Consider the following 12,374-nt stretch of genomic DNA (forward strand, 5'->3'; position numbering starts at 1 on the left):
AGCGCATACGCTGTCACGGCCGCGGCCGGGGCTCAACCCTCCGGCCGCCTGATGCTGGCCTGCTTGCTATCGGCTTGGCGGCGGCTGGCTTCAGCGCAGCACGCGGACCTTCAGCGAGCGGCCCTTGATCTTACCTTCGTTCAGGCGCTTGAGGGCCTGTTTGGCCGCATCGCGTTCGACCGCCACGAACGCCTGGAAGTCGAAGATGGCAATCTTGCCGACCTGGCTGCCCGGCAGGCCGGCGTCGCCGGTCAGGGCCCCCAGGATGTCGCCCGGGCGCAGCTTGTCCTTGCGCCCGGCAGCGATGCACAGCGTCACCATCGGCGGTTGCAGCGGCGCACCCGCGCCGGCTTTCAGCTCGTCCAGGGAATGCCAGTTGAGCGGCGACTTCTGCAACTTCTCGATGGCCTGGGCACGATGGGCTTCGGCCGGGGCCACCAGGCTCGCGGCCAGGCCCTGGTTGCCGGCGCGTCCGGTCCGGCCGATGCGGTGGACGTGGATTTCCGGATCGCGGGCCAGCTCGACGTTGATCACCATGTCCAAAGCGTCGATATCCAGCCCGCGGGCGGCGACATCGGTAGCCACCAGCACCGACAGGCTGCGGTTTGCGAACATCGCCAGGACCTGATCCCGATCACGCTGCTCCAGATCGCCATTGAGTGCCGCTGCCGAGATGCCCTTGGCGTTGAGGTACTCGACCAGCTCCTGGCATTGCTGCTTGGTGAAGCAGAAGGCCACGCAGCTTTCCGGGCGGAAGCTGGCCAACAGGCGCGCCACCGCATCCAGACGCTGCTCGGGGTCGATCTCGTAGAAGCGCTGCTCGATCTGCGAGTCCGTGTGCAGTGACTCGACCCGCACCTGCTGCGGCGCACGCATGAAACTGGCGGCAAGCTGCTCGATGCTGGCGGGGTAGGTGGCCGAGAACAGCAGCGTCTGCCGCTTGGCCGGGGTCTGGCCGATGATCTCGGCGATGGCGTCGTAGAAGCCCATGTCCAGCATGCGGTCGGCTTCATCGAGCACCAGGGTGTTGAGGCCGTCGAGCTTGAGGGTGCCTTTCTTCAGGTGCTCCTGCACCCGCCCCGGCGTGCCGACGATCACATGGGCGCCATGCTCCAGCGATGCGATCTGCGGGCCGATGGAGACGCCGCCGCACAGCGTGAGGATCTTGATGTTGTCCGCTGCCCGCGCCAGTCGGCGCAGCTCCTTGGCGACCTGATCGGCCAGCTCGCGGGTCGGGCAAAGTACCAGCGCCTGGCAGCCGAAATAGCGTGGATTGAGCGGGTCGAGCAAGGCGATGCCGAAGGCTGCGGTCTTGCCGCTACCGGTCTTGGCCTGGGCGATCAGGTCGTGCCCCTTGAGCATCAGCGGCAGGCTCTGCGCCTGGATCGGCGTCATCGTCGCGTAGCCGAGGGCTTCGAGGTTGGCCAGCATGGCGGCGGAAAGGGGCAGGGTGGAAAAGGCGGGACTGGACACGGTTGGAGCCTTCGGATGGAAATCGGTCTGCAGTCTATCAGGCTGCCGGCAGGAGCGTTCGGCGCGGTCGGCATGGCTATCTGCCTGCCTGGTGAAACGTTTTGAAAGGCGCGAAGACTGAACCCAGCGGGGGGCGGCTGATCGAAAACTGTCCATCATTCGCTCCCAGGAGGTTGTTTTGTCTCGCGTTCTTTTCCTTGCCGGGCTGTTGGCGCTACCGGCGTTCGCGGCCGAACCCACCCTTTATGGCCGCTACGAGCACATCAAGGTCGAAGAGATCGGCAAGATCCTGCCCGCCAAGATGGATACCGGTGCCATGACCGCATCGCTGTCGGCCCGCGACATCGAACAGTTCAAACGCGATGGCGAGGACTGGGTGCGCTTCCGTCTGGCCGTCGATGGTGCCGATGACACCCTTTATGAGCAGCGGCTGCTCGGTATCAGTCGTATCAAGACCCGCGCCGAGGAGGCCGGAAACGTCGATCCCGACAGCGAGCCGCCGCGGGCCGAGCGCCCCGTCGTGGGCATGCAGCTATGCATCGGCGATCAGCTGCGCGAGGTGCAGGTCAACCTCACCGACCGGACGCACTTCAGTTACCCCTTGCTGATCGGCGCAGAGACCATTCGTGATCTCAACGCGGCGATCTACCCGACCGAGAAATACACGGCGGGTCAGCCTGCCTGTTAGACGCAGGTCACCAACTGTACGCGACCTGCGTCGAACGGCATCTGTCCGGCCAGGACGTCTCTCCGCTTCGCGCCTGCCGATAGGCCGCAAGGCCTGCCGTAGCCAGCCCTGTTCGGCTCCGAGCCAGGCTCGAGGGTGCCTGCAGGGCGCTGCTGGCATTTGGGCGTCGACGTGCGGCTCGACGTCCGTCTATCCGCGCGCCACGACCTCTGGAAATCTGCTTGAAGGAGGCTGCCTCGATGGAGTGTGGCGGCCGCTTCGTTTGCAATCAAAAGGCAATGAACTGACGATAAGTTAATTACATCGTTTTCTTAAGTTCATTGCTCTTGTTTTTTAAATATTTATCTTTCATTAAGAGTTCAATCTCCAAGTTATACTTTTCGAACTTGGGGATGATAATTACGCGGTGAATTTAATTTCGTGACCGGTCGGTCTCGATATGCGTCCGAGGCGACTGCCCGAAGGTGGGAGGAGCGCCGCGTCAGCCCGCCGCACCTGCATGCGTCAAAACCGTCTGCCACAAAGGTTACGGCGAGCAGGTCGGTTCGTGGCAAATCGCCAGCCTGGGACGCTTTGCGGCGGCGCTTTTCGGCATCTGGATTGGTCTTTGCGGGTTGTTTGTCAGACTAAAGTCGGGGCTTTCATTCATAAACCCTGCCCTGTTAAATTCAGCATGTGGGTTCCCTTCACACGCAATAAAAATAAGGCGGAGAACGTCAATGGCCGACAACGATAAAGAAAATGCTGCTGCGTACTGGAAGGCGAATGTTCGCCTTATCACTTGGAGCTTAGTGGTCTGGGCTCTTGTCTCATATGGTTTCGGTATCCTCCTGCGTCCGCTGGTATCCGGTATCCCTGTAGGGGGAACGGATCTTGGCTTCTGGTTCGCTCAACAGGGTTCCATCATCGTGTTCATTGCGATCATCTTCCACTACGCGTGGCGGCTGAACAAACTGGACAAGGAATTCGGGGTTGAGGAGTAACCACCATGAGCCAATATTGGATCAACATGTTGTTCGTGGGCGCCTCGTTCCTGCTCTATATCGGGATCGCGGTCTGGGCTCGCGCCGGGTCGACTAAGGAATTCTACGTCGCCGGCGGTGGCGTTCACCCTGTAACCAACGGTATGGCGACTGCGGCAGACTGGATGTCTGCGGCATCCTTCATCTCCATGGCCGGTATCATCGCCTCCGGCGGTTATGCCACCTCCGTGTACCTGATGGGCTGGACCGGTGGCTACGTGCTGCTGGCCATGCTGCTGGCCCCCTATCTGCGCAAATTCGGCAAGTTCACCGTACCGGACTTCATCGGTGACCGGTTCTACAGCCGTGGTGCGCGCCTGGTAGCCGTCATCTGCCTCATCCTCATCTCCGTTACTTACGTAATCGGTCAGATGGCCGGTGCTGGTGTGGCGTTCTCCCGCTTCCTGGAAGTGAGCAACTCCGCTGGTATCTGGATCGCTGCCGCGATCGTGTTCGCCTACGCGGTATTCGGCGGCATGAAGGGCATCACCTACACCCAGGTGGCTCAGTACATCGTTCTGATCATCGCCTACACCATTCCGGCCGTGTTCATTGCCATGCAGCTGACTGGCAACCCGATCCCGATGCTCGGCATGTTCGGCACTCACGTCGACTCCGGCGTGCCGCTGCTGGACAAGCTGGATCAGGTCGTAACCGACCTGGGCTTCGCTGCCTACACCGCCGACATCGACAACAAGCTGAACATGTTCCTGTTCACCCTGTCGCTGATGATCGGTACCGCTGGTCTGCCGCACGTGATCATCCGCTTCTTCACCGTACCGAAGGTAGCTGACGCTCGCTGGTCCGCTGGCTGGACTCTGGTGTTCATCGCCCTGCTGTACCTCACCGCTCCGGCTGTTGCCTCCATGGCTCGTCTGAACCTGGTTCAGACCATCTATCCGGAAGGCCCGCAGGCTGAAGCAATCCGCTACGAAGATCGTCCTGAGTGGGTGCAGACCTGGGAACGTACCGGTCTGATCAAGTGGGAAGACAAGAACGGCGACGGTCGCGTACAGATGTACAACGACGCCAGCGCTGCCTTCACTCCGACTGCGCAGGAGCGTGGCTGGAACGGCAACGAGCTGACCGTGAACAACGACATCATCGTTCTGGCCAACCCGGAAATCGCCAACCTGCCAGGCTGGGTCATCGGTCTGATCGCGGCGGGTGCCATCGCGGCGGCGCTGTCCACTGCGGCTGGTCTGCTGCTGGCGATCTCCTCGGCAATCAGTCATGACCTGATCAAGACGCTCATCAATCCGAAGATCAGCGAGAAGAACGAGATGCTGGCCGCTCGTCTGTCCATGACGGCAGCCATTCTCCTGGCGACCTATCTGGGTCTGAACCCGCCGGGCTTCGCGGCTCAGGTAGTGGCACTGGCGTTCGGTCTCGCTGCAGCGAGCCTGTTCCCGGCGCTGATGATGGGTATCTTCTCCAAGCGCGTGAACAGCGCAGGTGCTGTGGCCGGTATGCTGGTAGGTGTGGTGTCCACCGCGGTGTACATCTTCCTGTACCTGGGCTGGTTCTTCATCCCTGGCACCAACAGCCTGGCCAACACGCCTGATCAGTGGTGGATGGGTATCTCCCCGCAGGCCTTCGGTGCCGTGGGTGCGATCCTGAACTTCATCGTGGCCTATGCCGTGTCCCTGGCGACTCAGGCTCCGCCACAGGAAATCCAGGATCTGGTCGAGAGCGTGCGTACCCCGAAAGGTGCTGGCGCTGCGCTTGATCACTGATCGATAATGCAACCAGACATCAGACCCCGTCTGAAACAAGGTTGAGGTAGAAGTCGGGCTTCCAATTGGAAGCCCGATTTTTTTAGGGGAGTTGTATATGTTCTGGCATCTGATTGCTGCAATTGTCGCCGGTACGGCGGGTGCGGGGATTGCACTGGCGCTGCGCTCCTTGACGCGCAAGCGCCTGCCGAAGTGGATCATTCCGGTAGGTGCTGGCCTGGGCATGCTGGCGTACACAATCCACTACGAATACACCTGGTTCGAGAGCACCCAGGCCCGTCTGCCGGAGGGTTCGGTGGTGGTATCGAGCGAGAAAGGCAACATGCTCTGGCGACCCTGGACCCTGGCGTTCCCGATGCCGCTGGCCTACACCGTGCTGGATGAAGCCAATGCGCAGATCCAGGACACCGATCAGGGACGCGTTGCCCGCTTCGTGCTGTATCGCTTCGAAAAGACCAGCCTGATGTCCACCGTGCAAAGTGGACGCTATCAGTTGCTGTGCAGAGAGAAGGCGATGTTCCGGTTGAATGAAGCCGGCGAGGCGAAGGTCGAGACACTGACCCAGCTCGAGCAGGATTCGCCGCTGTATCGGTCCATCTGCGAAAGCGGGCGCTGATTCCGTACGCGCATCAGCGTGATCTGAGGCGCACCGTCACTTCATGCGTGGGCGGCCCGAGATTTGGGTCGTCCCGTCCTTTCGGACATGGCTGCGTCTGTGTCCGTCATCGCGGTCCGAACGGCCGCGGTCGTGTCGTCAGGTTCAGATCGAGTTGAATGCCGCCTTGCGGGCGCGCTGCCAGCACCTGAGGCGCTGCGCCAGCTCGTCGAACGTGGTCAGGCCGATGCGCTGGGCACGATTGAGCAGGATCAGCGCGATCTCGGCTGTCGCCATGGCGTCGGCGGACGCATTGTGACGCTGCGGGATATGGATGTTGAAGTAGTCGAGCCAGTGGTCCAGGCTGCCGCGGTGGATCATCGCTTCGGGGAACAGCATCGGGGCCAGGTCGGCCACGTCGAGGAAGCTGTTCTCCAGCGAATAGCCCAGCTCGTTCTTCAGCGCGCGGCCCAGCATGCGTTGGTCGAAGGGGGCGTGAAAGGCCAGGACGATGCTGCCCGCGGCAAACTCCATGAAACTGAGCAGCGCTTCGGCCGGCGGTAGCCCGTTGGCCAGTTCGCTAGGCGCGATGCCATGGATCAGCACGCTTTCATTGACCTTGACCTGACGGCACAGCGTGCATTCGAACTGCTGCGAATAATTGATCGCGCCGTCCTCGATGACCACCGCGCCGATGGCGATGACCAGGTCGCGCTTGAGGTGCAGCCCGGTCGTTTCCAGATCCAGCACCACCAGTCGTTGCTGGCGTAGCGGAACGGGCTGCGGCAGTTCCGGGCGCGGCAGCTCGGCAACGCGTTGCTGCTGCTCGGGAGGCAACTTCGGACCGCGTGGGTTGAACCAGAACATGCTCATAGTTGATAGCGCACCGCGAGGCTGGCCTGGAGACGCTGGGCCTGGCGAAAGGACTCGCGCAGGATGCGTCGATCCAACACATTGAGCGTATCCGGATCCAGGCGATTGGAATAGGGCAGTCCATCGCGTGCCTGCTGCTGATGCTGCTGCATGCGGGTCTGCTGGATGAAGTGGTAGGCCTCTTCGTAGGCCGCGCCATCCTTGGGTTCGATCACGCCCTTTTCCACCAGCTTGCGCAGGCGCTCGAGGGTGTTGCAGGTGCCGATGTCGTTGCTCAGCGCCAGCAGGCGTGCGCCGTCGACGAACGGAGTCAGCCCCTGCACCTTCAGGTCCAGGGTGTCTTTGCCTTCGCCCTTGCGTGCCACCACGAAGTCGCGGAAGCGGCCGACCGGGGGACGATGGCGCAGGGCGTTGTCCGCCATCATGCGCTGGAACAGGCTGTTGTCCTTGATCTCGTCGAGCAGATCCTGGCGCAGCTGCTCGCAACCTTCGGCCGGGCCCCAGATGCTGCGCAGGTCGAAATAGATGGTGCTGCCGAGCAGGTTTTCCGGCGTCGCCTCACGGACAAAGGAGCTGAAGCGGCGGCTCCATTCCTGCCGCGACAGGCACAGCTGCGGATTGCTGGCCATGATGTTGCCCTTGCACAGGGTGAAGCCGCAGGTGTCGAGGTCACGGTTGATACGCTCGGCCAGCGGCAGCAGGCGACCGCGGATGTGCGCGGCCTCGGCGGCATCGGCGGCCTCGAAGAGAATGCCGTTGTCCTGGTCGGTGTGCAGGGTCTGCTCCTGGCGCCCTTCGCTGCCGAAGCACAGCCAGGTGAACGGCACGCCCGGATCGCCCATATGCGCGATGGCCAGTTCGATGACCCGACACACCGTGTGATCGTTGAGAAGGGTGACGATGCGGGTGATCTGCGTCGACGAGGCGCCGTGGGCCAGCATGTTGTCGACCAGCTGCTTGATGCGGTTGCGGATGACCACCAGGGCGTCGACGCGATCGGCGTGGCGGATGGTCTGGGCCAGATGCACAAGGTCCACGCGCTGCAGGGAAAACAGGTCGCGCTCGGAGATCACACCGCGCAGCAAGCCGTTGTCCACCACGCAGACATGAGCGATATGCCGCTCGGTCATGGCGATGGCCGCATCGAACGCGGTGGCGTCCGGCGGCAGGTAGAACGGATCGTGAGTCATGAACTGGGCAATCGGCTGACTCAGGTCCGTGGTGCCCGTACCGATGGCTCGTCGCAGGTCACGCAGGGTAAAGATGCCCTGCGGATGCAGCGCTTCGTCGACGATGACGATGCTGCCGACGTTCTCCTCCTGCATCATCGCCACCGCTTCGTTGAGCGGGCGGGACGGCAGGCAGGAGACGGGATGATGCAGGGCCAGCTCGCCGATGCTGGTTTCCAGCGAGAAGTTCTCGCCGAGGCTCTCCACCGCGCGCATCTGCGCCTGCTGATTGACCAGATCCAGCAGGCTGCTCACGCCGCGCATGGCGAAGTCGCGAAACACCGGCGAGTTGGACACCAGGTTGACGAAGGCCGGTTTGTTGAGCAGGAAGCAGAAGGTGTCCTCGGCAGCCAGGTGTGCGGTACGGGTCGCCCGCTCGCCCATCAGCGCCGCCATCGGGAAGCACTCGCCGACGATGACCTCGAAGGTGGTGTCGGTGCCGCGCTTGGCGGTGTGCGGGCGCTGACCGTGCACGCGGCCCTGCTTGACGATATAGAAGTGCTGCACCACGCCGTCTTCGGGAGAAATGATGCAGTCGCCTTCGGCATAGAAGCGCAGCTCACAGTTCTCCACCAGATAGGCCAGGTGGGCCGGCTCCATCTGGTTGAAGGGGGCGTACTTGCGCAGGAACTCCATGGTGCCGTGGATGTTCTGCAGTACGGCCGTCTTCCCAGCTTGGGCGAAGGCGTCAGGTGTGCTCATGGTCGGCTTCCATTTTTTGTTCATGGTGGGCTGCGGGTCGGTCGGACCCAATTGGACGTAAGTCTAGTCAGGCCGGGCGCTGCGGAAGCTGATCAGGGTCAGCCCGGTGTTTCGGGCTGTTGCGAGGGCGCAGGCATAAAAAAACCGCCCCGAAGGGCGGTTCTTCTGTCGCGGCTGGCGGTTACAGGCCGTTCTTGGCCTTGAACTCGCGGCGGCGACGGTGCAGGACCGGCTCGGTGTAGCCGTTGGGCTGCTTGGTGCCTTCGAGGACCAGCTCCAGCGCAGCCTGGAAGGCCACGCTGTTGTCGAAGTCAGGCGCCATCGGGCGGTACAGCGGGTCACCCTGGTTCTGGCGGTCGACCACCGGGGCCATGCGCTTGAGGCTCTCGATCACCTGGTCCTTGGTTACCACGCCGTGGCGCATCCAGTTGGCCACGTGCTGGCTGGAGATGCGCAGGGTGGCACGGTCTTCCATCAGCGCGATGTCGTTGATGTCCGGCACCTTGGAGCAACCAACGCCCTGTTCGACCCAGCGCACCATGTAGCCGAGGATGCCCTGCGAGTTGTTGTCCAGCTCGTTGCGCTTCTCTTCCTCGCTCCAGTTGGTGTTCTGTGCCAGCGGGATGGTGAGGATGTCATCGATCGAAGCCTTCTCGCGCTTGGCCAGTTCGGCCTGGCGCGCCTGCACGTCGATCTTGTGGTAGTGCATCGCGTGCAGGGTGGCTGCGGTCGGCGACGGTACCCACGCGGTGTTGGCGCCGGCCAGCGGATGGCCGACCTTCTGCTCAAGCATGGCGGCCATCAGGTCAGGCATGGCCCACATGCCCTTGCCGATCTGCGCCTTGCCCTGCAGGCCGCAGGCCAGGCCCACGTCCACGTTGTTGTTCTCGTAGGCGCTGATCCATTTCTCGGACTTCATGGCCGCCTTGCGCACCATCGGGCCGGCTTCCATGGAGGTATGGATTTCGTCGCCGGTGCGGTCGAGGAAGCCGGTGTTGATGAACACCACGCGCTCGCGCGCTTCCTTGATGCAGGCCTTGAGGTTGATCGTGGTACGACGCTCCTCATCCATGATGCCGACCTTGAGGGTGTTGCGCGGCAGGCCGAGAACGTCCTCGACGCGGCCGAACAGCTCGGTGGCGAAGGCGACTTCTTCCGGGCCGTGCATCTTCGGCTTGACGATGTACATCGAGCCGGTGCGGCTGTTGGCGCGGGTGGTGTTGCCCTTGAGGTTGTGGATGGCGATCAGGCTGGTGAACAGGCCGTCCATGATGCCTTCCGGCACTTCGTTGCCTGCCTTGTCGAGGATGGCGTCGTTGGTCATCAGGTGACCGACGTTGCGGATGAACAGCAGCGAGCGTCCGTGCAGGGTCAGCTCGCCGTTGCCGTCGGCCTTGGTGTAGACGCGGTCCGGGTTCATGGCGCGGGTGATGCGCTTGCCGCCCTTGTCCAGCTCCTCGACCAGATCGCCCTTCATCAGGCCGAGCCAGTTGCGGTAGACGATTGTCTTGTCGTCGGCGTCGACGGCGGCGATGGAGTCTTCACAGTCCATGATGGTGGTCAGTGCCGATTCCATCAGGATGTCCTTCACGCCGGCGGCATCGGTCTGGCCGATCGGGCTGGCCGGGTCGATCTGGATCTCGAAGTGGATGCCGTTGTTCTTCAGCAGCACGGCGATCGGTGCGCTGGCGTCGCCCTGAAAGCCCTGCAGCTGGGCCGGGTTCTTCAGGCCGGTGGTGCTGCCATCCTTCAGCGAAACGACCAGCTTGCCGCCTTCGATGCGATAGCCGGTGGAATCGACGTGCGAGCCGGTTTCCAGCGGTGCAGCTTCGTTGAGGAAATTGCGCGCATAGGCGATGACCTTGTTGCCGCGGATCTCGTTGTAGCCCGGCCCCTTGGTGGCGCCGTCCGCTTCGGAGATGGCGTCGGTGCCGTAGAGCGCGTCATACAGCGAGCCCCAGCGGGCGTTGGCGGCGTTCAGGGCGAAGCGCGCGTTCATGATCGGCACCACCAGCTGCGGGCCGGCCATGCGGGCGATTTCTTCGTCGACGTTCTCGGTGGTGGCCTGGAAGTCTTCGGCTTCCGGCAGCAGGTAGCCGATTTCCTGAAGGAAGGCCTTGTACGCCACGGCGTCATGGGCCTGGCCGGCGCGGGCCTGGTGCCAGGCGTCGATCTTGGCCTGCAGCTCGTCGCGCTTGGCCAGCAGGGCGCGGTTCTTCGGCGCCAGGTCGTGGATCACGCTGTCGGCGCCAGCCCAGAAGGCGGCGGCATCGACGCCGGTACCGGGAATCGCCTCGTTGTTCACGAAGTCGTACAGGACTTTGGCGACCTGCAGGCCACCGACTTGAACGCGCTCAGTCATTACTCGCCTCACTTGGTTCTTCTAATTCGCCGGACGGTTTCGCTTTTTGTAGTCCGAGGTCGCCGGATACTACATGAAGCGTCGGGGAAAATCAGTCCGCTGAAAGGGCCGGTTGCCTCGGCCGTGCGAAGCGGCCCGCCAGTGCCGCGGCCTGCCGTTGCCCGGCCCGCCTGCTATACCTAATGGGCTGTCGCCTGCGCAGGCGCTTTCTTCACTACAGGAGCCCGTCCATGGATCACCTCGTTCTCACCGTCATCGCCGACGATCAGCCCGGTCTGGTCGAACGACTGGCCAAGTGCATCGCCGATCACGGCGGCAACTGGCTGGAGAGCCGCATGTCGCGCATGGCTGGGCAGTTCGCCGGTATCCTGCGGGTGGCGGTGCCAGCGGACGCCCATGCCGAGCTGACCGCCGCGCTGGAAGGCCTGCAGGCGCAGGGCATACGCGTGCTGCTGGCTCACAGCGGCGCGGAACCGACGGCGAGCTGGCAGGAAATCCAGCTTGAGCTGGTGGGCAACGACCGGCCGGGCATCGTCCGCGACATCACCCACCTGCTCGCCGAGCACGGCGTCAATCTGGAGAGCCTGGATACCGAGGTGCTGCCGGCGCCGATGAGCAGCGAGCTGCTGTTTCGTGCCGAAGTACGGTTGGCGGTGCCCAGCGACCTGTCGCTGGAGCGGCTGCAGGAGCGCCTGGAAACCCTCGCCGACGACCTGATGGTGGAGCTCAAGCTGCAGCCGGCCGAGCAGGCGTAGCACTCAGCCGGTGCTTTTGCGCATCACCCGCCAGGCGTCCAGGCTGTATACCGCGAGGCCGGCCCAGATGCAGAAGAATGCCAGCTGGCGATCGACCGGAAATGGCTCGCCGAACAGCTGCACGGCGAGGATCAGCAGCAGCGTCGGCGTCAGGTATTGCAGGAAGCCCAGTGTCGAATAGGGCAGGTGGCGCGCGGCGGCGTTGAAGCCGAGCAGCGGGATCAGGGTCACCGGGCCTGCCGCCATCAGCCAGAGCGCATCGGTGCTGGTCCAGAACGCCGGTTCCGTGCTCGCGCCGTTGCCGAACCAGAACAGCCAGATCAGCGCCACCGGTAGCAGCAGCCAGGTTTCCACTACCAACCCCGGCAGCGCGGCCACCGGTGCCTGCTTGCGCAGCAGGCCGTAGGTGCCGAAGCTCAGCGCCAGCACCAGGGAAATCCAGGGAAATTCACCGAGCATCAGCAGCTGCAGGCTGACGCCGACGGTGGCCATGGCCACGGCCAGCCACTGCAGCGGGCGTAGCCGCTCGCGTAGCACGAGCATGCCGAGCAGCACGTTGACCAGCGGATTGATGTAGTAGCCAAGGCTCGCCTCGACCATTCGGTCGTGGTTCACCGCCCAGACGTAGATCAGCCAGTTGGCCGCGATCAGCACGCTGGAGATGCCGAGCACGCCGAGGCGGCGTGGATGCGCCAGCAGTTCGCGCCACCAGCCCGGATGACGCCAGACCAGCAGCACCAGCGAGCCGAACACGGCCGACCAGATCACGCGCTGGGTGACGATCTCGAGCGCGCCGTATTGTTCGAGTGCCTTGAAGTAGAGCGGGAACATGCCCCAGATGCTGAAGGTGGCCAGCCCCAGCAGATAACCCTTGCGCAGATTGGCGGTAGCCATGACGTCCTTCGACGAGCAGCGGAGAGCCGGCCATTTTGCGCTTTT

At 63.2% G+C, this 12,374-nt stretch carries 10 protein-coding genes; 5 read left to right on the plus strand and 5 right to left on the minus strand.

The genetic code is table 11. The features are described from left to right. Nucleotides 1–90: 90 nt before the first annotated feature. The gene (dbpA, locus tag P5703_RS00325; RefSeq protein WP_014597967.1) at nucleotides 91–1,473 is read right to left on the minus strand and encodes an ATP-dependent RNA helicase DbpA; all 1,383 of its coding nucleotides are present in this window, start codon (nucleotides 1,471–1,473) and stop codon (nucleotides 91–93) included. A gap of 178 nt (nucleotides 1,474–1,651) precedes the next feature. Here dbpA and rloA2 point away from each other — a divergent pair, with 178 nt between their 5' ends. From rloA2 to P5703_RS00345, 4 genes are all read left to right on the plus strand, one after another. Further along, entirely contained in the window at nucleotides 1,652–2,161 is a 510-nt protein-coding gene (rloA2, locus tag P5703_RS00330) for a retropepsin-like aspartic peptidase RloA2 (protein WP_011914911.1), read from the plus strand. Nucleotides 2,162–2,880: 719 nt separating this feature from the next. After that, entirely contained in the window at nucleotides 2,881–3,144 is a 264-nt protein-coding gene (locus P5703_RS00335; protein WP_017245397.1) for a DUF4212 domain-containing protein, read from the plus strand. Nucleotides 3,145–3,149: 5 nt separating this feature from the next. Beyond that, nucleotides 3,150–4,919 carry a sodium:solute symporter family protein gene (locus P5703_RS00340; RefSeq protein ID WP_011914909.1) on the plus strand — a complete coding sequence of 590 codons (1,770 nt, stop codon included), beginning with the start codon at nucleotides 3,150–3,152 and terminating at the stop codon, nucleotides 4,917–4,919. A 97-nt stretch (nucleotides 4,920–5,016) separates the two neighbouring features. After that, nucleotides 5,017–5,535: a hypothetical protein gene (locus P5703_RS00345; protein ID WP_045159831.1), complete on the plus strand. Its 519-nt coding sequence runs from the start codon at nucleotides 5,017–5,019 to the stop codon at nucleotides 5,533–5,535. Nucleotides 5,536–5,679: 144 nt separating this feature from the next. Here the strand turns inward: P5703_RS00345 and P5703_RS00350 are convergent, their stop codons facing one another. The 3 genes from P5703_RS00350 to P5703_RS00360 form a co-directional block, all read right to left on the minus strand. After that, nucleotides 5,680–6,387, minus strand: a complete 708-nt coding sequence (locus P5703_RS00350) for a 3'-5' exonuclease (protein WP_125872049.1) — start codon at nucleotides 6,385–6,387, stop codon at nucleotides 5,680–5,682. Further along, nucleotides 6,384–8,318: a putative nucleotidyltransferase substrate binding domain-containing protein gene (locus P5703_RS00355; RefSeq protein WP_017245514.1), complete on the minus strand. Its 1,935-nt coding sequence runs from the start codon at nucleotides 8,316–8,318 to the stop codon at nucleotides 6,384–6,386. Before P5703_RS00355 ends, P5703_RS00350 begins: the two co-directional genes overlap by 4 nt. 181 nt (nucleotides 8,319–8,499) lie before the next feature. Further along, nucleotides 8,500–10,680, minus strand: coding sequence for a malate synthase G (locus P5703_RS00360; RefSeq protein ID WP_011914905.1), 2,181 nt, complete (start codon nucleotides 10,678–10,680; stop codon nucleotides 8,500–8,502). A 230-nt stretch (nucleotides 10,681–10,910) separates the two neighbouring features. Here P5703_RS00360 and P5703_RS00365 point away from each other — a divergent pair, with 230 nt between their 5' ends. After that, a complete protein-coding gene (locus P5703_RS00365) occupies nucleotides 10,911–11,435 on the plus strand; it encodes a glycine cleavage system transcriptional repressor (RefSeq protein WP_011914904.1) in 525 nt (174 codons plus the stop codon). Nucleotides 11,436–11,438: 3 nt separating this feature from the next. On the opposite strand, the gene rarD is transcribed toward P5703_RS00365, so the two are convergent. After that, the gene (rarD, locus tag P5703_RS00370; RefSeq protein WP_011914903.1) at nucleotides 11,439–12,329 is read right to left on the minus strand and encodes an EamA family transporter RarD; all 891 of its coding nucleotides are present in this window, start codon (nucleotides 12,327–12,329) and stop codon (nucleotides 11,439–11,441) included. Nucleotides 12,330–12,374: the final 45 nt, after the last annotated feature.

The sequence above is a fragment of the Stutzerimonas sp. FeSN7 genome (assembly GCF_030263795.1).
GTDB classification, from domain to species: Bacteria; Pseudomonadota; Gammaproteobacteria; order Pseudomonadales; family Pseudomonadaceae; genus Stutzerimonas; species Stutzerimonas stutzeri.